Source organism: Roseivivax isoporae LMG 25204, assembly GCF_000521865.1.
In the GTDB taxonomy this organism is placed as follows: Bacteria; Pseudomonadota; Alphaproteobacteria; order Rhodobacterales; family Rhodobacteraceae; genus Roseivivax; species Roseivivax isoporae.
The window spans coordinates 22,649-43,919 of the sequence record NZ_JAME01000027.1; the positions used below are offsets into that span (position 1 = coordinate 22,649).

The following is a 21,271-nucleotide window of genomic DNA, read 5'->3' on the forward strand; positions in this document are numbered from 1 at the left end:
CTTCTCAACGACCCCCGCCGCCGCGCGGTTCCGCGGGAAGGGCAGGGCGCCCGGCACGGGGGCCGGGCGCCCGCGCGGGCGTCAGTCGAGCGCCACCGACCAGAGGAAGGTCTCGCCCGAGCTGTCGTCGACGCCGTCGTTGTCGGTCGAGACCCACATGCGGCCGTCCCCGGTGAAGGCCAGGCCCTCGACCTTGTCGACGATGTAGCCGTTCCACGCGGCGAGATCGGGGACGAGGTCGCGCACCTCCTCCTTGCTCACCACAGGCAGGGCGCCGTCGAGCGGGGCCGCCTGCATCTCCGAGGCGGGGATGCGGTAGACCTTCTTGGTCACCGCCGCGGCGCCGATCTGGTTGTCGCGCTCGACGACGTAGACCCAATCGCCCTGCGCGACGATCTCGGAAAGACCGACCCAGCCCGTCTCGGGCGCGGCCTTCTCGTAGTGGACGCCGCCCCAGGTGCTGGTCGCGGTGTCGTAGGCCAGGAGCTTGACCATGTTCTCGGGGTCGTCCGCCCATTCGCGCTGCACGGCCATCCACAGGACGTCGCCGATCCGCGTGATCCCCTCGAACCCGTAGCGGGTCTCGTGCGCGAGCAGCGAGGCGGGCAGCGCCACCTCTTCCACGATCTCGCCCTCGGCGTCGATGCGGTAGAGCGCGTGGGGCACGAGCCGGTCGGTGCGGCCCTCCGAGGCGACCCAGAAGCCGCCCGCGCCGTCATGGGTGATGCCTTCCATGTCGAGCTTCTGCGCCGGCATGCCCGCGCGGGTGACGTCGAGCGCGCCGGTGATGCGCGCGGGCGTCTCCGTCGTGTCGATGGTGAAGATGCGCGGCTGGTACCCGTAGAAGCTGTCGTTGACGGCATGGAGGATGCCGTCCTCGCCGCCCACCATGCCCGAGATCGCGCCCCAGCCGATCAGCGGGTCGCTGCCGGACGAGGTGAGCGTCGGGTAGTCGGCGGGGCCGTCGCCCAGCGCGTAGAGCATCACGTGCGCCCGGACGCCCCCGTCCTCCACGAGGTCGGTCTCGTTCGCCACGGCGAGGAGGTTCCGCCCGGGGATCGCGACCGCGCCTTCCGGCGAGATGCCCGCGGGCAGGAGCTGGCGCAGCACCGGGGCCGCGGGGTCGGACATGTCGTAGACGCCCACGACCGAGGCACGCTCGGACAGCAGGAACATCATCGGCGTGCCGTCGAAGGTGGCGATCTCCATGCCCTCGGGCTCGACGCCCTTGGCATCCGAGCGGCGGTCGGGATAGTGACCGATCGCGGCGACCGCGTGCTCGAAGGACGCGCCGCTCTCGAACACGACCTGGCCCTCGCGGTCGAAGACGGTGAAGCCGCGGGCGCCGCCGTCCATGTCGCCCTCGTTGGCGGTCACGAGGTGCGTGTCGCCCAGCCATTGCACGGCGTCGGGCTCGCGCAGGCGGCCCTCCTGCGTGCCGTCGAAGACGATCGCGGCGCGCTCGTCGACGACATCGATCCCCTCGAGGTCCACGGCGCCCGCGGCGAAATGCGACAGGACCGTGCCGTCGCGGCCGACGATGGCCAGGTGGTTGTTCTCCTGCAGCGTCACCGCGACCTCGCCCTGGCCGTTCACGTCGGTGAACTCGGGCTCGGGATCCTCCGCCGCGATGCCGGCGAGCCCCGTGAGGTCCGCGCGGCGCAGGCTCGCGCAGTCGGGCGTGCCCTCCGCGAGGTCGACCATCACCAGCGTGCCCGCGGGCATCTGCGGCACGCGGCCGTCGCCCGCCTCCTCGTCGCGCTCGTTCTCGATCGCCACCGCGAGGAAGCCCCCGTCGGGCGCGAGCGCGGTCGAATCCGGCTGGCCGCCCAGGTCGCAGCGCGCGAGCTCCTCGCCCGACGCGATGTCGATGGCGGCGAGATGGCCGGACGGCGCGGTGTAGCTTTCGGAGGTGTTCACCGCGACGAGCGCCGTGCCGCCGGCGATGCTGACCGCGGTCGGCTCGCCGTCGAGCGCCACGTTGCCGAGCGGCCGGGGCGCCTCGGGATCGGTGATATCGACGCGGCCCAGCACGCCGAGCGGGCTGTCGGTGTAGACCAGCGTCATGCCGTCGGCGCTCGCGGCGATGATCTCGGCCGAGCTCACGCGCGCGGTGTCCTCGCCCTCCGCCATGTTGGCGACGGTCGGAAAGCTCGCGATGCGGTTGAAGACCTTCTGGGTGTCCGCGTGGCCTGTGCCCGCGGCGAGCGCCAGCGCCGAGGCGAGGCAGGTCAGTCGTGTCTGCATGTCGTGTCCCCCATCTGTCGGAAAGAAGTCTGCCGGAGGGGACCTGCGCCCGTCGGATCACGGGCGCATGACGCTTTTGCGAAGGATCGGTGACGGCGTGGCGCCGGCCGACGGGACGGCGGGCGGGGCGACGCTCCGGAGGAGCGAGCGGCGCCCGTCGTCCCCGGCCCGGACGTCAGACCGTCAGGCAGACATACTTCATCTCGAGGTAGTCCTCGATGCCGTGGTGGCTGCCCTCGCGGCCGAGCCCAGACTGCTTGACGCCCCCGAAGGGCGCGAGCTCGGTGGAGATGAGGCCGGTGTTCACGCCGACGATGCCGTATTCCAGCTCTTCGGCCACCTTCCACACGCGGCTCAGGTCCTTCGCGTAGAAATACGAGGCGAGACCGAAGATCGTGTCGTTCGCCATGGCGATCACGTCGTCCACGTCCTCGAACCGGAAGAGCGGCGCGAGCGGGCCGAACGTCTCCTCCTGCGCGAAGGCCATGTCCTGCGTGGCGCCCTTGACGATCGCAGGGCGGAAGAAGTTGCCGCCCGCCTCGTGCGCATCGCTGCCGAGGATCAGCTCCGCGCCCTTCGAGGTCGCGTCGCGGATGTGCTCCTGCACCTTGTCGATCGCGTCCGCGGTGATCATCGGCCCGAGATCCACGTCCTCGTCCTCGAGCCCGTCGCCGACCTTGAGCTCGGACACGCGCTTGGCGAGCTTCTCGGCGAACTGGTCGTAGACGCCCGCCTGCACGTAGATGCGGTTCGCGCAGACGCAGGTCTGGCCGTTGTTGCGGAACTTGCAGACGATGGCGCCCTCGACCGCCGCGTCGATGTCGGCGTCGTCGAAGACGATGAAGGGCGCGTTGCCGCCCAGTTCCATCGAGCACTTCATCACCTGGTCGGCGGCCTGCTTGAGCAGGATGCGCCCGACCTCGGTCGATCCGGTGAAGGTGAGCTTGCGCACCTTCGGGTTCTCGCAGAACTCCTTGCCGACCTCGGAGGACGAGGACGAGGTGACCACGTTGAAGACCCCCGCGGGAAGCCCGGCGCGTTCCGCGAGCACCGCGATGGCGGTCGCCGAGAGCGGCGTCTCCTTCGCGGGGCGCGCCACGAAGCTGCAGCCTGCCGCCAGCGCCGGACCGGCCTTGCGGGTGATCATGGCGTTGGGGAAGTTCCACGGCGTGATCGAGGCCGCGACGCCGATCGGCTGCTTCATCACGAGGATGCGCTTGTCGCGGGCATGGCCCGGGATCTGCTCGCCGTAGACGCGCTTGGCCTCCTCGGCGAAGAACTCGATGAAGGACGCGCCGTAGGCCACCTCGCCGCGGCTCTCGCGCAGCGGCTTGCCCTGCTCCGCGGTCATGATCTTGGCCAGGTCCTCCTGGTTCGCCATCATCAGGTCGAACCACTTGCGCAGGACCGCCGCGCGTTCCTTGCCGGTCCACGACGCCCATTCCTTCTGCGCGGCATAGGCCTTGGCGATGGCCTCCGCGACCTGCGCGCGCGAGAGGTCCTGGACCTCGGCGATGACGTCGCCGCGGGCGGGGTTGTGCACCTCGAAGGTGCCGTCGTCGCCCTTGATCCACTCCCCGCCCACATAGGCGCGCGGCTCCAGCAGCGACGGGTCCTTCAGAAGCCCCGAGAGGTTGGTTGCCTGGTCGAGCATGTCATGAACCTTTCACGTTTTGGGGTGCCGCGCGGGCCGGATTTGCCTAAAGCTGTAGACCGAGGCACCCGAAGAGGAAAGCGATGGATCCCGACGCCGCGTACGACAACCAGGCCCATGTTCCCGACTCCGACCGCTATCCCCCCGCATGGTCCGCGGAGGCCGAACGGTTCCGCAAGCGCATGGGTGCCTGCAACCGGGCGCGGCTCGGTCTGATGTACGGTCACGGAACGCGCCAGGCCATGGATTTGTTCACGCCGGTCGGGCGGCACGAGGGCCTCGCGGTCTTCGTGCACGGCGGCTACTGGCGGCGCTTCGGGCGCGAGCAGTTCTCGCACTTCGCCGACGGGCTGATCCTGAACCACTGGGCGGTGGCGATGCCGTCCTACGACCTCTGCCCGCGGGTCAGGGTGTCGGACATCACGCGGCAGGTGGCGGCGGCGGTGTCGGCGGCGGCGCGCGAGCTTCCCGACCTGCCGATCCGGCTCGTCGGGCATTCGGCCGGCGGGCACCTCGTGGCGCGCATGCTCTGCCCGGGCGTCCTGCCGGCGGACGTGGTGGCACGCATCGAGCATGTCATGCCGATCTCGCCGGTCAGCGACCTGCGCCCGCTCATGAAGACGCGCATCAACGACGACCTGAAACTCGTGCCCGAGGAGGCGGAGGCCGAGAGCCCCGCGCTCTGCCCGCCGCCGCGCACGCGGGTCACCGCCTGGGTCGGCGCCGAGGAACTGCCGGCCTTCGTCGAGCAGGCACGGGGACTGGCGCGGGCGTGGTCCTGCGACCTGACCGAGGCCCCCGGCCGGCATCATTTCGACGTCATCGACGACCTCCTCGACCCCGAGAGCCAGATGGTCGGAACGCTGCTCTCCTGACCGCCGCACGCGGCGCTTGCGCGGAACGCGGGCGCCGCGCTACTTTTGTCGCCGGGAAGGGCGATGGCGTCGCCCTGCCGTCTTCCGACATGTCGTCCTGTACGCCGGGACCTATCCTTGCCGCGACGCGCGCGGGGAAGGCAGGTCCTCCCCCGGATTGCGTTCGCGGCCCCCTGGAGGGCCACCCATGCACCGTCCCGTCACCTACCGGTTCCACAACGGCACCAAGGCGCCCCTGCCCTTCGCGGCAGGGGAATATGCCGCGCGGCTCGCCGGCCTGCGCGGCATCCTGTCCGAGGCCGGGCTCGACGCCTGCCTGCTCACCTCGATGCACAACGTCGCCTACTATTCCGGCTTTCTCTACTGCAGCTTCGGCCGGCCCTACGGGCTCGTCGTCACCGCGACCGACGCGGTGGTGATCGGCGCCGGCATCGACGCGGGCCAGCCGTGGCGGCGCAGTGCCGGCGACGCGCTGACCTATACCGACTGGCAGCGCGACAATTACTGGCGCGCGGTGGCCGAGATCGCCGGCACCGGCGGCGCGATCGGCTACGAGGCGGACCACCTGAGCGTCGAGGGGCTGGGCAAGCTCGACACGTATCTCGCGCCGACACGCACATCGCCGGTGAACGCGGCGCTCATGGCCCAGCGCATGGTCAAGTCGCCGGCCGAGATCGCGCTGATCCGCGAGGGCGCGCGCGTCGCCGACGCGGGCGGGCACGCCATCCGCGAGGCGGTGCGGATCGGCGCGCGCGAGATCGACGTGGCGATGGCCGGGCGCGACGCCATGGAGGCCGAGATCGCCCGCGCCTTTCCCGACGCTGAGTACCGCGACACCTGGGTGTGGTTCCAGTCGGGGCCGAACACCGACGGCGCGCACAACCCCGTCACCGCCCGCGAGATCGCCCGCGGCGACATCCTGAGCCTGAACACGTTTCCAATGATCTCAGGCTATTACACGGCGCTCGAGCGCACGATGTTCGCGGGCGAGGTGGATCCGGCGTCGCTGGCGCTCTGGCAGGCGAACGTCGCCGCGCACGAATACGGCATGGCGCTGCTGAAGCCCGGGGCGCGCTGCTCGGACGTGGCGCAGGCGATCAACGCCTTTCTCGCGGAGCGCGACCTGCTGCAGTACCGCACCTTCGGCTACGGCCATTCCTTCGGCATCCTGTCGCATTACTACGGCCGCGAGGCGGGGCTCGAGCTGCGCGAGGACATCGTCACGGTACTCGAACCGGGCATGGTCGTGTCGATGGAGCCGATGCTGACCATTCCCGAGGGCCAGCCGGGCGCGGGCGGCTACCGCGAGCACGACATCCTCGTCATCACCGAAGACGGGGCCGAGAACATCACGGGCTATCCATACGGGCCCGAGTTCAACGTCGTGGGCTAGGGCCGGCAGGCGTCTGGCTTGCGCATGGCAACCGGGCGGGCCGCCTCGGATCCGCCCGGCCTTCGCGTCACCGGGTCACTGGCCGAACGTCGCCAGCGCGTCGTAGTCGATCCGTTCGGCCACGGCGCGCATCGCCTCTGCGTCGGCGCCCTCGATCTGCACGAGGATCCGGTTGCCGACGAGCGCCATCATCTGGCCGTCCTGCACGGCGAAGCGCTGGCGGCCGATGCGCTCCACCTTCATGCCCATGGCCGAGGCGCCGGCGATCATCGCCGACATGCTCGCGACCATCGGGTTGTCCGCCATCAGCGTGACCTTGTAGCTGTCCCCGTCCGGGCCCGCATAGGAGGCCGCGGCGCCGACGCCGCCACCCATCATGGCGAGGCCCGCATTCATGTCGGTGTCGACCTCGCGGGTCCAGCCCTCGGGCGCCTCGGGCAGCCAGGCGCCCAGCGCGTCGGTCTTTCGCTCGAGGAGCTTCGCGCGGGCGAAGTCGAGCTCGTCGAGCGCGTACTGGATGTCGCCGTCGGCATAGGCCTCCTGCGCGGCGGTGAGCGCATCGGCGATCTCGTCCGCCAGAAGCGGCGCGGGCGCGAGCGCCAGAACGAGCGCGACTGTTGCTGCACGAACCATGTGTGAACCCCTTATCTTCTGTCCCAAAGTGCGCGCATCCTGACCGCCGGCCCATGACCGGTAAAGGCAGGAATACCGGACGTGCCCGTCCGCGCGGGCCGCGCGCCGTATGCTACAGCGTTGAAACGATGCGTGAGGCGCCCCCGGGGCGCCTGCCGGAACCCGGTCACTGCAGGCGACGTTTGCCACGGGTAGACGCCGGACGCCGCTCCCGACGCCAGATGCGGGGTGCGATCGGCATTTGAAAACGTCAGACTGTTAAGGATTACTGCCATGACCCGGACCACCCTGACCTTCGCCGCTGCCGCGCTTGCCTGCACTGCCGGTATCGCCGGTGCCCAGACCATGACCACCACGACCACCACCACCACGACGCAGAACGTCGCGGTCGTGGAACCCACGTTCGACCCGCTGTCGCTGTCGTGCCTCGCCAGTGCCGAGGACCGGTTCGGCACCAATGCCGCGACCGTGATCGACCGGACGCCGATCCCCGGGGGCGTGCAGTTCACGCTGGACGTGCCGGGACAGGACGAGCCCTATGTCTGCGAGGCGCTGAACGGCGAATCCTACCTGCAGCGCGGCAACTGATCGCGCGCCGCCGGGCTTTGCGCCGGAGAGCCATCCGGGCTATGTCCCGGGACGACGCGATGCGAGCGAGGCCCCGGTAATGCTGCGATACGTGAAATGGAGCGCCATCGTCCTGTTCTGGGCGGTGGCGCTTGCCGTCCTGCACTACACGCTGCCGCAGAACGACGTGGTGCGGGTGACCGACACCTACGAGAAGCGCGAGGATTTCGGCCGGCTGAACCGGTTCTTCTGGACCCGCGCCGACGGATCGGTGACGGCGCAGTCGAACCGTGACGTGTTCTTCATCCAGACGCGGGAAGCGGGCGGCGACGTCATGGTCTACCGCAACGAGGACACGGGCTGGGGCTGGCCGCCCTACTTCAAGTTCGACAGCTCGAACCTGCAGGCGATCGCCGCCGACGCCCGGTCCTCGGCCGAGACGCCGCAATGGATGGCGATCACCCATTACGGCTGGCGGCTCGAATACCTGTCGATCTTCCCGAACGCGCTGTCGATGCGGCCGGTCGAGGGGCCGGACGTGACGCTGGTGCCGTGGAAGGCGATCATCATCCTGGTCCTGCTCGCCGCCTTCGCCTGGGCGGTCTGGGTGCGCTGGCGGCGGTTCCGCGCGGCGCGCATCGATCCGGTGCTCGACGACGTGGGCGACAGCTTCGACGCGGCGGGGGACCGGCTGTCCGCGCGCCGGCGGCGGATCGGCGACTGGTGGCGGGGCCGGCGGGACTGAGCCTGCGGCCCGCGCCGCCACAATTGTTTCCGGCTACGTCACATTCCCCCCCTTTTCCCGTGCCAATCCGCGGCACGGGGGCGGCGCGTCGCGCGCGACAGGCGCACGCCCGCCTGCTATGAGGCGGCGCGGCGCCTGCCGCGGACGTAACGAGTGCACGGGGACGATGCCAAACCCTCTGGCCTACCTGATGCTGGCCGCGTGGCCTGTGGTGACGATCGTGCTGTTCCGGCGGCTTCCGCCGGCGCGGGCGATGATCGCCGCCATCCTCGGCGGCTACCTCGTGCTGCCGGAGCCGCCGGCGGTGTTCGACCTGCCGCTCTTTCCGCCCTTCACCAAGCACAACATCCCCGCGCTCTCGGCGCTTCTGACCTGTCTCTGGATGTACGGGCGCACCGGGCCGCTCCTGCCGCAGAATCTGCTCGCGCGGGGGCTGCTCGCGGTCTTCGTGCTGTCGCCGGTGCTGACCGTCTTCGCCAATCCCGAACCGCTGGTGTTCCAGGCGGCGTTCGTGCCGGGGCTCGGGGTCAAGGACGCGATCGCCCTGCCGATCCAGCAGGTGCTGCTGGTGATCCCCTTCCTGCTGGCGCGGCTTCTCCTGAACGGGGCGGAGGCGCAGCGCGACCTGCTCGTGGCGCTGGTCTGGGGCGGGCTCGCCTATTCGGTGCTGATGCTGATCGAGGTGCGGCTGTCCCCGCAGCTCAACGCGTGGATCTACGGCTATTACCAGCACTCGTTCGCGCAATCGATCCGCGCCTCGGGATTCCGGCCTGTGGTGTTCCTCTACCACGGGCTGTGGGTCGCGTTCTTCTGCATGACGGCGATGGTCGCGGCCTTCGCGCTCTGGCGGCGGGACCGGGTCGGCAACCGGGCGGTGTGGCTGCTTGCGGCGCTCTACCTCGCGGCGGTTCTGGTGCTGGCGAAATCGCTGGGCGCGCTGGTCCTCGCGGTGGCGCTGGTGCCGCTCGTGGTGCTGCTGGGCCCGGTCATGCAGATCAACGTGGCGATCGTGGTGGCGTGCCTGTCGCTCGCCTACCCGCTGATGAAGGGCGCGCACGTGGTGCCCGAGGCGCGCATCCTGCAGCAGGCGGCGGCGATCGACCCCGAGCGGGCGCATTCGGTCGCCTTCCGATTCGACAACGAGAACACGCTTCTCGACCGGGCGGCGGAAAAGCCGCTTTTCGGCTGGGGCAGCTGGGGGCGCAACCACGTGCACGACCAGGTGACCGGCACCATGCTGACCATCGCCGACGGGCGCTGGATCATCACCATCGGCGTCTTCGGCTGGATCGGGTTCCTCGCGGAGTTCGGCCTGATCGCGCTGCCGGTCTTCCTGCTCTGGCGCGAGACGGTGAAGCGGCGCGACGGCCGCGTCGCGGTCTCGATCGCGCCGCTGTCGCTGCTTCTCGCGTTCAACCTCTTCGACATGCTGCCGAACGCGACGCTGACGCCGCTGACCTGGCTCATCGCGGGGGCGCTCACGGGCTATGCCGAGGTGCTGCGGGCCGAGCGTCTGCGGGCGGCGGACCGCACGCCGTTCACCTGGAAGCCGATCCTGTGACCGGCCGGCCGCGCGTGCTCGTCATTGCCGAGGCGGCCAATCCCGAATGGGTGTCGGTGCCGCTGGTGGGCTGGTCGCTTGCCCGCGCGCTGGCGGCGGTGGCGGACACCCATCTCGTGACGCAGGTGCGCAACCGGGACGCCATCCTGCGCGCGGGACTGGTCGAGGGGCGGGATTTCACCGCCATCGACAGCGAGGTGCTGGCCGCGCCGGCGTGGAAGCTGGCGCAGGTCCTGAGGATGGGCGAGGGCAAGGGCTGGACCATGGTGCAGGCGCTGAACGCGCTGTCCTATCCGTGGTTCGAGCGTCTGGTCTGGCGCCGGTTCGGCGCCGGGATCGCGCGCGGCGACTGGGACGTGGTGCACCGCGTCACGCCGCTGTCGCCCACGGTGCCGTCGCCGCTGGCGGCGCGCGTCGCGGGCACGGGCGTGCCCTTCGTGCTGGGGCCGCTCAACGGCGGGGTGCCGTGGCCGGAGGGATTCGACGCCGAGCGGCGGCGCGAGCGGGAATGGCTGAGCTACCTGCGGGGCGCCTACAAGGCGCTGCCCGGGCGCGACGCGACGCTGCGCCACGCGGCGGTGATCCTTGCCGGGTCGCGCCACACGGCGTCGGAAATCCCCGCGCGCTACCGGGACAAGGTGATCTACCTGCCCGAGAACGGCATCGATCCGGCGCGGTTCTCGCGCGCCGCCTACGCGCCGGCGGAGGGACCGCTGCGCGCGGCCTTCGTCGGGCGGCTCGTGCCCTACAAGGGGGCCGACATGCTGATCGAGGCGGCGGCGCCGCTTCTCGCCGCGGGACGGATGCGGCTCGACATCGTGGGCGACGGGCCGATGGGGCACGCGCTGCGGGCGCAGGCGGGTCCCACGGGCGGCGTCACCTTCCACGGCTGGCTCGCGCATGGCGCGGTGCAGGACGTGCTGGCCGGGGCGCATCTCCTGGCCTTTCCGTCGATCCGCGAGTTCGGCGGTGGCGTGGTGCTCGAGGCGATGGCGCTGGGCGTGCCGCCGCTCGTGGTCGACTACGCGGGGCCCGGGGAACTGGTGGTGCCGGGCACGGGACTCACCGTTCCCTGCAGCACGCGGGCCGGCATCGTCGCGGCGCTGCGGGCGCAGCTGACCGGGCTTTGCGCGGACCGGAGCGGGCTTGCGGATCTGGGGCACGCGGCGCGGGCCCGGGTGGCCGGGCGGTTCACATGGGCACGGAAGGCGGCGCAGGTGGCCGAGATCTACGACTGGGTCCGGGGCGACCGGCGCGGGCCCGCGCCGCAGCCCATGGCAGAGTGACGGCTCAGGGCGCGTCCTGCCGGGCGGCGTCGTCGCGCCCCGCAGGCGCGCCGCGCCGGCGCAGCACCAGCGCGTGCAGGACGAGACCGGGCAGCGCCGCGATGCAGGCGCCGTAGCGGGGCCCCATGCGGCGCGGATCCCGGACGAGCCGCCAGACCCATTCGAGCGCCAGCGCCCGCACCGCCGCGGGTGCGCGGCGCTGCGCCCCGCCGAAGAAATCGAGCCCCGCCCCGATCGAGGCGAAGCCCACCGCCGGCGCCAGCGTCCGGCCGCGGATGGCGAGACGTTCCTGCCGCGGTGCGCCGAGGGCGAGGAAGCAGAGCCGCGCGCCGCTCGCCGCCACGCGGTCGAGGAGCGCCGCCGCCGCCGGCCCGTCCGGGTCGAAGCCCATGGGCGGCGCCTCGCGCAGGGCGATGCGCAGGCCCGGCACCCGGGCGGCGAGGTGGTCGGCGGCGGCCTCGAGCGTCGCCGCGGTGCTGCCGACCAGCGCCACCGGCACGCCCTCGCGCGCCGCGAGCGTGCAGAGCGGCAGGATGGAATCCGAGCCGGCCACCAGCCGCACGGGGCGGCCCGCGAGCCGCGACAGCCACACGACCGGGTTGCCGTCGGCGGTGACGATGTCGTGCGCGGCGTAGGCCTTCCGGAAGGCCGGGTCGGCCCGCACCTTCACCAGGTGGTCGAGGTTCAGCGTGGCGAGCGCGAAGCCGCGTCCGGCGCGCCAGCGCTCGGTCACGGCGCGGGCGAGCGCCGGCCAGTCGGGTGCCGTCACGCGGATCGTGTCGCCCTCGGTCTGAAACTGCATCGCGCGCCTGACACCTCGGTCGTCCCGTCCGGGCCGGGCTAGCACATCGCCGGCGCGCACGTCAGGTCCAAGCTGCGCGCGTCCGTGTTCCGGCTACAATAGCGCCGCGTCGCGGGGATCGTGGCGGGTTGCGGCGCCCCGCCGAAATGAGGCCATCATTGCGTGCGAGCGGGGCTCGCGCGGTCGGGAGTACCGCGAATCGGGGACAGGACGGGCATGGAACGAGCGAACCGGGCGGGCACCCGGCGGCCGCGCATCCGCGGCGGGCACGGGGCGGCATGAACGGCGGCACGGTCTCGATCGTCGGCTGCGGCTTCGTCGCGGACCTCTACATGCGCTCGCTCGCCACCTTTCCGGGCATCGTCGTCCGCGGAGTCTGGGACCGCGACCCCGCGAGGCTGGCGCAGTTCGCGGCGCACTGGAAGGTGCCGGCGGCAACGGGGCTCGCGGCACTGCTCGACTCGCACCCGGCGGACGGGCTGGTCCTGAACCTGACGAACCCGGCCGCGCATCTCGAGGTGAACCGCGCCTGTCTCGAGGCCGGCGCGCATGTGTACTGCGAGAAGCCGCTCGCGCTCGACGCGGCGGAGGCCGAGGCGCTGGCGGCCGAGGCTTCGGCGCGGGGGCTGCAGCTCGGCTCCGCGCCCTGCTCGGTGCTGGGCGAGGCGGCGCAGACCCTGGGCCACGCCATCCGCAGCGGCATTGGCGGGCGACCGGCGGCCATCTATGCCGAACTCGACGACGGCTACGTGGCGCAGGCGCCCTACCGCCGCTGGCGGACGGAAAGCGGGGCGCCCTGGCCCTGGGAGGACGAGTTCCGCACCGGCTGCACGCTGGAACATGCGGGCTACTACCTGAGCTGGCTCATCGCGTGGTTCGGCGGCGTGCGCAGCGTGGTCGCGGCCTCGGCCGAAGTCGTGCCGGACAAGGGCGGTCTCGACCGCCCGACCGCGCCGGATTTCTCGGTCGCGGCGCTATTCTTCCACGACGGGCCGCCCGCGCGGCTGACCTGTTCCATCGTGGCGCCGCACGACCACCGGATCCGCGTGATCGGCGAGGCCGGCGTGCTGGAATGCGATGCCGCCTGGGACAACGGCGCGCGGATCGGGCTGCGCCGGCGCAGGACCGTGCGGCGGCGGCTCGTGGAGGGTCCGTTCACCCGGCGCGTGCGGCTCGGGCGGCCGACCCATCCCAAGGTCGGGCGCTGGGGCGCAGCGTCGATGAACTTTGCCCTCGGGCCGGCCGAGATGCTGGAGGCGATCCGCGAGGGCCGCGAGAGCCGGCTGGGTGGCGCCTACGCGGTGCACCTGACCGAGGTGACCCTGGCGATCCAGAACGCCGGAGAGGATGCGGGCGCGCAGCGGATGCGCACCACCTGCGCGCCGATGGAGCCGATGCCGTGGGCCCGCTAGGCCGCATCGTGGTCACCGGCGCCGCGGGCTTCGTCGGGCGCGCGGTGGTGGCCGAGGCGCGGCGGCGCGGGCATCCGGTCGTGGCCGTGGTGCGCGGCGCGCCGGTCGCGGACTGGTCGCGGGACGCGGGCATCGAGCCCTGCCGCTGCGATCTCGCCGATCCGGGCGCAGCGGCGGTGCTGGCGCGCGCCTGCCGGGGCGCCGACGCGGTGATCCATGCCGCGGCGCATCTCGATGCCGGCGTCGACGCCGCGCGCGAGACGGCCGCCGGGACCGCGCACCTCCTCGCGGCGATGGCGGAGGCGGGCACGCGGCGGCTGGTCCTCGTGAGCTCGATCGCCGTCTACGACACCGCGGCGCTGGCACCCGGCAGCGCCATCACCGAGGCGACGCCGGTCGAGCGCGAAGGCGCCGCGCGGGACGGCTACGTGGCGCAGAAGCTCGCCCAGGAGCGGATGGCGCGCGCGGCCGCCGAGGCCGGCGGGCCGGGCGTCTGGATCCTGCGGGTCGGCGCGATCTACGGCGCGGGGCGGCTCTGGAACGCGCATCTGGGCGTCAGGGTCGGGCCGGTGCTGATCCGCGTCGGCACCGGCGGCGAGGTGCCGGTGGCGCATCTCGCGCTGGTGGCGCGCGCGCTGGTCGACGCCAGCGCCCGCGATCCGGCCGGCGAGCGGGTGCTGAACGTGACCGACGACGTGCGACCCGATCGCGACGCCTACCTGCACGCGTTGCGGCGGTCTGGCTGGCCGTCGGTCGTGGTGCCCCTGCCCTGGACATTGTGGCTCGCCGCGGCACGGCTGCTGCGCCCGCTCGAGCCACGGCTGCCGGGGCTTCTGCGCGCGCGCATCCTGCGGGCGCGCATGCTGCCCTTCCGCTATCCCAACACCGCGCTGCGCCGCACCTTCGGCGGCGCGCAGGCCCGCGCCTTCGAGGACCGGTTCGCGCAGGCGATCGCGGAGGGCGGCGGATGAGGCTCGGCTACCTGACCGGGGAATATCCGCGGGCCTCGGACACCTTCATCCAGCGCGAGGTCGCGGGCCTGCGCGCGCTCGGCCACGTGGTCGAGACCTGCACGGTCCGGCGCACCGGGCCCGAGCACCTGGTCGGGCCCGAGCAGCGGTCCGAGCAGGCGGGCACGTTCCACGTGCTCGAGGCCGCCCGGCGGCCCGCGCGGCTGGCCAGGGCGCATCTGCGGTGGATGCGCCGGCCGGGGCGCTACCTGCGGGCCCTGGCGCTCGCGTGGCGGACGGCGCCGGAGGGCTGGCGCGGCGCGCTCTGGCAGGCGTTCTACTTCGCCGAGGCGGGCGTGCTGGCCGATCACCTCGCGCGGCGGGGCGTGAGCCACCTGCACAACCACATCGCCGAGGCGTCGTGCACGGTGGCGATGCTGGCCTCGGCGCTGTCGGGCATCCCCTACAGCTTCACCATCCACGGGCCCGGCATCTTCTTTGCGCCCGAGCGCTGGCGCATCGACGAGAAGGCGGCGCGCGCGGCCTTCGTGGCCTGCATCTCGGACTACGCGCGGGCGCAGCTCATGTGCTTTGCCGCGCCCGAGCACTGGGGCCGGCTGCATGTGGTCCATTGCGGGGTGACGCCGGACATCTATGCCGGCGGCCCGCGCGGCCGGGGCGCGGACCTGCTGTTCGTCGGGCGGCTTGCCCGGGTCAAGGGCGTGGCGCTGCTGCTCCGGGCCGTCGCGGCGCTGGCCGAACGGGTCCCGGACCTGCACCTGACGCTGATCGGCGACGGGCCCGATCGCGCGGGCCTCGAGGCAGAGGCGCGGGCGCTCGGGATCGCGGAGCGCTGCACCTTCCTCGGCTACCGTGGGCAGGCGGAGGTCGCCGAGGCGCTGGGCCATGCCGACCTATTCGTGCTGCCGAGCTTTGCCGAGGGCGTGCCGGTCGTGCTGATGGAGGCGATGGCGGCGGGGCTGCCGGTCGTGACCACGCGCATCGCGGGCGTGCCGGAACTGGTCGAGGACGGCGTGTCGGGGCTGCTGGTGGCGCCGGGGGACGCGGGCAGGCTGGCCGATGCGCTGGCGCGGCTCCTGGCCGATCCCGGGGAACGCGCCCGGATGGGCGCGGCCGGGCGCGCGCGCGTCGCGGCGGAACATGACGCAGCCATCGAGGCCGCGCGGCTCGCGGCGCTGTTCGAGGGCTATGCCGCAGGCCGGCGCGACCTGCAGAAGCGGCCGGAGCCCGTGTCGTGAGCGGACCCGCGGACGTGGCGCTGGTGCTCATCGGGCGGAACGAGGGCGCGCGGCTCGTCGCGGCGCTCGAGGCGGCGCGGGGCCAGGCGGCCCGGCTCGTCTACGTCGATTCGGGGTCGACCGACGGCAGTATGGCGGCGGCCACGGCCGCGGGCGCGGAGGTCGTGACGCTCGACGTCTCGGTGCCGTTCACGGCCGCGCGCGCGCGGAACGCCGGGTTCGCCCGGCTCGAGGAGACGGGCGGCGCGCCCGCCTGCGTGCAGTTCATCGACGGCGACTGCGCCATCGTGCCGGGCTGGACCGGGATCGCGCGCGCCCGCCTCGCCGCCGATCCGGGGCTTGGCCTGGTGACCGGCTGGCGCGCCGAGGTCGCGCCCGAGGCGTCGGTCTACAACCGCCTCTGCCAGTGGGAATGGCGCCGCCCGGCAGGGCCCATCGCGGCCTGCGGCGGCGACATGATGGTGCGGGCCGAGGCATTCCGGTTGATTGGCGGCTTCGACCCGGCGGTGATCGCCGCCGAGGACGACGAGTTCTGCCAGCGACTCGCCAAGGCCGGCTGGCGGCTCGAGCGGCTCGCGGCGGAGATGACGCGCCACGATGCCGCCATGACGCGCCTCGGCCAGTGGTGGCGGCGGGCGGAACGGACCGGCCACGGCTTCGCGCAGGTCGGCCGGCTGCATCCCGGCTACTTCGCGACCGAGCGGCGGCGGGTGAAGGTCTACGCGCTGGCCCTGCCGGTGGCCATCCTCGGGTCGGTGGCGGTGTCGCCCTGGCTCGCGCTGCTGCCCGCGATGGCCTACCCGGCGAGCTGGGCCAGCGCCGCGCGGGGGCTGCGCCGCGACGGCGTTCCGCGCGGCGACGCCCGCGCCATGGCAGTGCTGCTGACCCTGTCCAAGTTTCCGAACCTCATCGGCATGGTGCGCTATCACCTGCGCCGGCTGCGCCGCGCGCCCATGCGCCTCATCGAGTACAAGTAGGAGGGCCCTCATGCCCGCAGAGACCCGCATCGGTCTGATCGGCGCCGGCTACATCGCGCGCTGGCACGCGGAGGCCATCGCCGCCACCCGGGGCGCGCGCGTCGCGGCCGTCTGCGACACCCATCGCGGCGCCGCCGAGGCGCTGGCGCGGGCGTACGGCGTTCCGGCCCACGAGGACGTGGAGGCGCTGATCGCCTCGGGCAGCTGCGACGCGGTGCACGTGCTGACGCCGCCCGGATCGCATGCGGCCCTCGCCATCCGCTGCCTCGAGGCGGGGCTCGACGTGCTGGTGGAAAAGCCGGTGGCGACCAGCGCGGAGGAGACGCGCGCCATCGCGGAAGCCGCGCGCGCCGCGGGGCGGCGGTTTGCGCCGGGCCACAATTTCCTCGGCCTGCCGTCCTGGGAGCGGCTGACGCGACATGTGGCGGCGGGCGCGCTCGGCCGCGTCTCGGGAATGGAGATCGTCTGGGCCCTGCCGCTCGCGCCGCTGCGCTCGGGGCCCTACGGGCTCTGGCTCATGCGCGAGGCGCGGAACCTGCTGCTCGAGATCGGGCCGCATCCCATGGCCTTTGCCGTCGATCTTTTCGGCGCGCCCGAGATCCACGCCACGCTGCTGTCGAAGCCCGTGGCGCTGCCCGGTGGCGACACCCGGCCGCAGGGCGTCCGCATCCTCGCCACGGCCGGCGGGGTCGACATCACGCTGACGATCAGCCTCGTCGAGACGGTGGACGACAGGTCGGTGACGCTGCGCGGCTCGTCGGGGCGGGCGCGGCTCGATTTCGCCGCCGACACGCTGGTGGTCGAGCGCGAGAACGCGTCGGACCTGATCGTGAACCCGCTGCGCCGGCAGCTCGACATGGCGGGGCAGCACGCGCGGGAGGGACTGCGCAACGCGGCGGTGCAGGTGCGGTCGCTCAACACCCGCAATCCCTACGGGCAGAGTTTCCGAGGCATGTGCGCGGAGCTCTACGGGCAGCGCGCGGCCGATCCGCGCTGGACCGCCGAGGCGGCGGTGACGGTGATGCAGGCGCTCGACGACGCGCTGGCGCTGGTCCCGGCGGAGCGTCTCGCACAGGCCGCGCCCGTCGCGCCGCGCCGCGCGCCGAACCCCAAGGCACTGGTGATCGGCGGCACGGGCTTCATCGGGCGCGCGCTGGTGCGCCGGCTGGTCGCGGGCGGCACCGACGTGCGGGTCCTGTCGCGCGGGCGGCATGGTCCCTTTCCCGACCTGCCCGACAGCGTCGAGACGGTGGGCGCGTCGCTGACCGACCGCGCGGCACTGGTCGCGGCGATGGACGGGATCGACGAGGTCTACAACCTTGCCCGCGCGCTCGGGTCGAGCTGGGAGGAGTGCCTCGCCGAGGACGTGGCGCCCGCGGTCGCGGTCGCCGAGGCGGTGCTCGAGGCGGGCGTCGGGCGCCTTGTCTACACCGGGACGATCGCCAGCTACGACATGTCCGACCCCCGCACGCGCATCACCGAGGAGACGGGCTTTGCACCCGACATGTCCGACCGCAACCTCTACGCCCGGTCCAAGGCGGAATGCGAACGGCGGCTGATGGAGATGCACCGCAGCCGCGGCCTGCCCGTGACCATCGCGCGGCCGGGCATCGTGATCGGCCCGGGCGGGCCGCTGCAGCACTGGGGCATCGGGCGCTGGCACGGCGCGGGAGCTGTGCGCATCTGGGGACCGGGCACGAACGTCCTGCCCTTCGTGCTGAACGACGACGTGGCCGACGGGCTGATCCTCTGTGCCCGGGTGCCCGAGGCACTGGGCGAGGATTTCAACCTCGTGGGCGACCCGATGCTGACGGGGCGCGGCTATTTCGACGCGATCCGCCAGACGACCGGCGCGCGCATCCGCGTGTCGTCGGGCAACCTCACCGCGTTCTGGGCGGCGGACGCGCTGAAATACGTGCTGAAGCGCCACGCGCTCGGCCGGCGCGACGCGGTGCGGCCGTCGCGTGCCGACTGGCGGAGCCGGGCACATTTCGCACGATTCGTGAACGACAAGCCGAAGGCGGTGCTGGGCTGGACACCGGAGGCCGACCGCGACCGGCTGGTGGCGCGCGGCATCGCCGAGGCGAACCTCTTCGGGTTCTGATGCGGCCCGCGCGTCGACAATCCCCGCCTTTCGACCGTATTCTTGACAGATTTTCGGGTATTCTCGTCGATCGAGCAGTCCAGGTTCCGCAAAAGGCCGTGCCGTGCCAGTGATCCAGTGGTCCCCCTTCCGTGCGCCCGTCGCGGCGCCCTGCCCCGCGGGATCCGCGTGATGGCTGCCGGGCCGCGCTTTCGCCGCCGCAAGGGCCGTGCCGCGCCTGCGGAGGACGACCTGCGCCCGGTGCCGCCGCTCGCCAGCCGCGAGGAACGCCTGGCCCGCCGCGCCGAGGACATGTCGGCCACGGAGAGCCGCAGCGCCGCGGCCGAGGAGGCCCGCGCACGCGACGGGCAGGCCGCCGAGGCCGAACGCGCGCGGCACGCGGCCGAGGCCGAGGCAGAAACGGAACGGCTGCGCATCGAGCGGGACGCGGAGCGCGCCCGGATCGCGCGGGAGCTCGCCGAGGCGCGGGAGGCGGAGCGGGCGCGCGCCGCCGAGGCCGAACGGCCGCTGCTCCTGCGGGCGGCGGAGCCCGCGCGTGAACCGGCCCCGGCCCCCGAGGCGCCGCCGAGCGTCCCGGGCGACGGGTCCGCGGCGGCCTGGGAGCGGCTCGCGCGGTTTTCGGTCGACGAACGCGAGCTCGACCGGCACCGGGTCGTCACGGCCAGCCGTCACGACCCGGCGCACGTGGCCTTCGACGTCCTGCGCACGCGGCTTCTGCAGGCGCTGGCGGAACGGGGCTGGAGCCGCGTCGCCGTGACCTCGCCCACGCAGGGCTGCGGCAAGACCTTCACCGCCGCCAATCTCGGCATCTCGCTTGCCCGGCAGGAAAACGCCCGGACGGTGGTGCTGGACCTCGACCTGCGCCGGCCCACGCTGCACAAGGTGTTCGGCCTGCGCGAGGTCGGGAGCATGGGCGACGTTCTGCGCGGGCGGACACCGCCCGAGGCGCATCTGCGCCGGCTCGGGCCCAACACCTTTCACGCCGGCGGCTGCATCGCCTTCGGCTTCAACGACGCGCCCGAGACCTATGCCGCGGAGCTGCTGCAGGATCGGCGCAGCCGCGCGGCGCTCGACCTGCTCGAGGCTCGGTTCGCTCCCGACGTGGTGCTGATCGACCTGCCCCCGGCGCTGGCCTCGGACGACGTGCTGGCGCTGCGCCCGGCCTTCGACGCGGTTCTGCTGGTGGTGGGCGGCGGGCTGACCACGCAAGCGGAGATCCGCGAGGTGCAGAAGCGGTTGGGCGAGGACACGCCCCTGCTGGGCGTGGTCCTGAACCGCGCCGAGGGCGTGAACACCAGGAAATACGCCTACTGAGGCGCGCGCCCCGGATCAGGATTCGACGCGCCGAGGCAGCAGGCGGTCGAAGATGCCCGCATCGAGCAACGCCCCGCCGAAGGTGCGGAAAGCCGCCCATCCGAGGAGCGCGAGACCCGCGAGGCCGCCCAGCCAGATCAGCTTGCGCCGGCCGTTCCCGCGGCGGCTGCGCACCGGCGGGATGGCGGCGACGGGGGTGATGCCGAGCTGCCGTTCGAGCTGCGCGGCGGTGCGGATCGCGGGGTTCATCACCTCGGCCAGGAAGGCCACGCCCACGGCGAGAAGCACGCTCGCCACCCCGCCGGCAAGTGCCACCTTCTTCTTCGAGCGCGAGATCGACGTCTCGGGCACGAGCGCGGTCTCGAGCACCTCGAACCGGTCGGCCTGTTCGCGGTCCTGCAGGATCTGGCCCATCTCGGCATCGGCCTTGCGGCGGGTGATGACGGCGTAGCGTTCCTGCAGCTGGGTCAGGTCGCGCTCGAGCGCGCCCAGGTCACGTTCCACGTCGGGCGCGCGGGCGAGGTCGGCCTCGATGGCCGCGATGCGCGCGCGGATCAGTGCCTGCTGGTCCTCGTAGAGCGCGACCTGCCGGGCAAGGTCGCCCTCGCGGATGCGCGCGGAATTGTTGCGCAGCGCGATGATCTCCTGCTCGAGCGACAGCGCGCTCTGGCGGTAGGTGTTGAGCTGGTCGCGCAGCGCCGCGAGGCCGCCGGGCAGGGCATCGGCGTTCGCGCGCTTGAACTCGGCGATGGCGGCCTCGGCCGCGGCGATGTCCTCGGACACGCGGGCGACCTCGGCATCGAAGAAGTCGAAGGTGGCCTGCGCGCGGGTCAGGCTGCGCTCGCGGGCCTGCTCGATGACCGAGGTCATGAGCTCGTTGGCGACGGCGGCGGCCTTCCCGGCGTCGTCGAGGCGCACCGAGATGCGCAGGCCCGAGGGCGCGATGCCGGTCTGCCACGGCTCGGCGTTGCCGCGGATTTCCTCGAGCGTGACCGCCTCGCGCAGCGCGGAGATGCGTTCGACCACCGATTCCTCCTCGGGGAAGAGCGCGTAGGCGTCCATGATGCCGAGGAGGTTGTCGCGTGCCATGAGGCGCTGCTCGATCAGCCGGACACGGCGGCCGGCATCGGGTTCGGGGGCCGCGGGCGTGGTCGCGGCGAAGGGATCGGGAACGCGGGCATCCTCGATCTGAACGACGGCGGTCGCCTCGTAGAGCGGATCCTGCCGCAGCGCGACCTGCACCGACAGCAGGCAGCCCAGGAGCGTCAGCCCCAGGATCAGCCAGAAACGGCGGCGGACGGCGGCGAGCACCTCGTCGAAACTCTGGAACTGGTTCATGTCACTGATCCCGCAAAGGTGCCCCCGATGCGTGCAGACGGGGCAGAGCACGTGCCACGCCCCGGTCTTGCCTCAATCCAATACGCGCCGGGCCGCATTTTCGCCACAGATTTTCCGGGAGCTTTCTGGAAACAACGCGTTTCCACCCGGGCCT

At 72.6% G+C, this 21,271-nt stretch carries 17 protein-coding genes; 12 read left to right on the forward strand and 5 right to left on the reverse strand.

Translation table 11 applies throughout. The features are described from left to right. Positions 1 to 81: 81 nt before the first annotated feature. Both RISW2_RS16240 and RISW2_RS16245 read right to left on the reverse strand, forming a co-directional pair. Positions 82 to 2,247: an esterase-like activity of phytase family protein gene (locus RISW2_RS16240; RefSeq protein ID WP_043773183.1), complete on the reverse strand. Its 2,166-nt coding sequence runs from the start codon at positions 2,245 to 2,247 to the stop codon at positions 82 to 84. Between the two features lie 175 nt (positions 2,248 to 2,422). Beyond that, positions 2,423 to 3,901, reverse strand: coding sequence for an NAD-dependent succinate-semialdehyde dehydrogenase (locus RISW2_RS16245; protein WP_043773184.1), 1,479 nt, complete (start codon positions 3,899 to 3,901; stop codon positions 2,423 to 2,425). An 83-nt stretch (positions 3,902 to 3,984) separates the two neighbouring features. Between RISW2_RS16245 and RISW2_RS16250 the strand changes: the two genes are divergently transcribed. Both RISW2_RS16250 and RISW2_RS16255 read left to right on the forward strand, forming a co-directional pair. Then, positions 3,985 to 4,776, forward strand: coding sequence for an alpha/beta hydrolase (locus RISW2_RS16250; protein WP_043773185.1), 792 nt, complete (start codon positions 3,985 to 3,987; stop codon positions 4,774 to 4,776). A 187-nt stretch (positions 4,777 to 4,963) separates the two neighbouring features. Further along, positions 4,964 to 6,169, forward strand: coding sequence for an aminopeptidase P family protein (locus RISW2_RS16255; RefSeq protein ID WP_043773187.1), 1,206 nt, complete (start codon positions 4,964 to 4,966; stop codon positions 6,167 to 6,169). A gap of 75 nt (positions 6,170 to 6,244) precedes the next feature. Here RISW2_RS16255 and RISW2_RS16260 read toward each other — a convergent pair whose 3' ends face one another. After that, the gene (locus RISW2_RS16260) at positions 6,245 to 6,802 is read right to left on the reverse strand and encodes a hypothetical protein (RefSeq protein ID WP_043773188.1); all 558 of its coding nucleotides are present in this window, start codon (positions 6,800 to 6,802) and stop codon (positions 6,245 to 6,247) included. 273 nt (positions 6,803 to 7,075) lie between these two features. Here RISW2_RS16260 and RISW2_RS16265 point away from each other — a divergent pair, with 273 nt between their 5' ends. From RISW2_RS16265 to RISW2_RS16280, 4 genes are all read left to right on the forward strand, one after another. Continuing rightward, entirely contained in the window at positions 7,076 to 7,390 is a 315-nt protein-coding gene (locus RISW2_RS16265; RefSeq protein WP_043773189.1) for a hypothetical protein, read from the forward strand. An 82-nt stretch (positions 7,391 to 7,472) separates the two neighbouring features. Further along, complete coding sequence (locus RISW2_RS16270; RefSeq protein WP_043773232.1) at positions 7,473 to 8,114, forward strand: DUF1523 family protein; 642 nt, start codon at positions 7,473 to 7,475, stop codon at positions 8,112 to 8,114. A 166-nt stretch (positions 8,115 to 8,280) separates the two neighbouring features. Next, entirely contained in the window at positions 8,281 to 9,675 is a 1,395-nt protein-coding gene (locus tag RISW2_RS16275) for a membrane protein (RefSeq protein ID WP_043773190.1), read from the forward strand. Then, a complete protein-coding gene (locus tag RISW2_RS16280) occupies positions 9,672 to 10,961 on the forward strand; it encodes a glycosyltransferase family 4 protein (protein ID WP_043773191.1) in 1,290 nt (429 codons plus the stop codon). The genes RISW2_RS16275 and RISW2_RS16280 overlap by 4 nt, the downstream gene beginning before the upstream one ends. A 4-nt stretch (positions 10,962 to 10,965) precedes the next feature. Here the strand turns inward: RISW2_RS16280 and RISW2_RS16285 are convergent, their stop codons facing one another. Continuing rightward, positions 10,966 to 11,763: a WecB/TagA/CpsF family glycosyltransferase gene (locus tag RISW2_RS16285; protein ID WP_051492110.1), complete on the reverse strand. Its 798-nt coding sequence runs from the start codon at positions 11,761 to 11,763 to the stop codon at positions 10,966 to 10,968. 278 nt (positions 11,764 to 12,041) lie between these two features. On the opposite strand from RISW2_RS16285, the gene RISW2_RS16290 reads away from it, so the two are divergent. From RISW2_RS16290 to RISW2_RS16315, 6 genes are all read left to right on the forward strand, one after another. Continuing rightward, the gene (locus tag RISW2_RS16290; RefSeq protein WP_043773192.1) at positions 12,042 to 13,175 is read left to right on the forward strand and encodes a Gfo/Idh/MocA family protein; all 1,134 of its coding nucleotides are present in this window, start codon (positions 12,042 to 12,044) and stop codon (positions 13,173 to 13,175) included. Beyond that, positions 13,163 to 14,146 (forward strand): NAD-dependent epimerase/dehydratase family protein, encoded by a 984-nt coding sequence (locus tag RISW2_RS16295; protein WP_043773194.1) that lies wholly within the window; start codon positions 13,163 to 13,165, stop codon positions 14,144 to 14,146. Before RISW2_RS16290 ends, RISW2_RS16295 begins: the two co-directional genes overlap by 13 nt. Beyond that, a complete protein-coding gene (locus RISW2_RS16300) occupies positions 14,143 to 15,384 on the forward strand; it encodes a glycosyltransferase (protein ID WP_043773195.1) in 1,242 nt (413 codons plus the stop codon). The genes RISW2_RS16295 and RISW2_RS16300 overlap by 4 nt, the downstream gene beginning before the upstream one ends. After that, entirely contained in the window at positions 15,381 to 16,361 is a 981-nt protein-coding gene (locus RISW2_RS16305; protein ID WP_043773196.1) for a glycosyltransferase family 2 protein, read from the forward strand. Before RISW2_RS16300 ends, RISW2_RS16305 begins: the two co-directional genes overlap by 4 nt. A gap of 10 nt (positions 16,362 to 16,371) precedes the next feature. Next, positions 16,372 to 18,465 carry an NAD-dependent epimerase/dehydratase family protein gene (locus RISW2_RS16310; protein ID WP_043773197.1) on the forward strand — a complete coding sequence of 698 codons (2,094 nt, stop codon included), beginning with the start codon at positions 16,372 to 16,374 and terminating at the stop codon, positions 18,463 to 18,465. Between the two features lie 171 nt (positions 18,466 to 18,636). Then, on the forward strand, positions 18,637 to 19,779 hold the full coding sequence (locus RISW2_RS16315) for a CpsD/CapB family tyrosine-protein kinase (protein WP_244437601.1): 1,143 nt from the start codon (positions 18,637 to 18,639) through the stop codon (positions 19,777 to 19,779). A 15-nt stretch (positions 19,780 to 19,794) separates the two neighbouring features. Here the strand turns inward: RISW2_RS16315 and RISW2_RS16320 are convergent, their stop codons facing one another. Further along, positions 19,795 to 21,117 (reverse strand): Wzz/FepE/Etk N-terminal domain-containing protein, encoded by a 1,323-nt coding sequence (locus RISW2_RS16320; protein ID WP_043773198.1) that lies wholly within the window; start codon positions 21,115 to 21,117, stop codon positions 19,795 to 19,797. Between the last annotated feature and the right edge of the window lie 154 nt (positions 21,118 to 21,271).

Coding starts and splice junctions, on each gene's coding strand:
- RISW2_RS16240 (WP_043773183.1), bottom strand. CDS start 2,247: ATGCAGACACGACTGACCTGCCTCGCCTCGGCGCTGGCGCTCGCCGCG.
- RISW2_RS16245 (WP_043773184.1), bottom strand. CDS start 3,901: ATGCTCGACCAGGCAACCAACCTCTCGGGGCTTCTGAAGGACCCGTCG.
- RISW2_RS16250 (WP_043773185.1), top strand. CDS start 3,985: ATGGATCCCGACGCCGCGTACGACAACCAGGCCCATGTTCCCGACTCC.
- RISW2_RS16255 (WP_043773187.1), top strand. CDS start 4,964: ATGCACCGTCCCGTCACCTACCGGTTCCACAACGGCACCAAGGCGCCC.
- RISW2_RS16260 (WP_043773188.1), bottom strand. CDS start 6,802: ATGGTTCGTGCAGCAACAGTCGCGCTCGTTCTGGCGCTCGCGCCCGCG.
- RISW2_RS16265 (WP_043773189.1), top strand. CDS start 7,076: ATGACCCGGACCACCCTGACCTTCGCCGCTGCCGCGCTTGCCTGCACT.
- RISW2_RS16275 (WP_043773190.1), top strand. CDS start 8,281: ATGCCAAACCCTCTGGCCTACCTGATGCTGGCCGCGTGGCCTGTGGTG.
- RISW2_RS16285 (WP_051492110.1), bottom strand. CDS start 11,763: ATGCAGTTTCAGACCGAGGGCGACACGATCCGCGTGACGGCACCCGAC.
- RISW2_RS16290 (WP_043773192.1), top strand. CDS start 12,042: ATGAACGGCGGCACGGTCTCGATCGTCGGCTGCGGCTTCGTCGCGGAC.
- RISW2_RS16300 (WP_043773195.1), top strand. CDS start 14,143: ATGAGGCTCGGCTACCTGACCGGGGAATATCCGCGGGCCTCGGACACC.
- RISW2_RS16310 (WP_043773197.1), top strand. CDS start 16,372: ATGCCCGCAGAGACCCGCATCGGTCTGATCGGCGCCGGCTACATCGCG.
- RISW2_RS16315 (WP_244437601.1), top strand. CDS start 18,637: ATGGCTGCCGGGCCGCGCTTTCGCCGCCGCAAGGGCCGTGCCGCGCCT.
- RISW2_RS16320 (WP_043773198.1), bottom strand. CDS start 21,117: ATGAACCAGTTCCAGAGTTTCGACGAGGTGCTCGCCGCCGTCCGCCGC.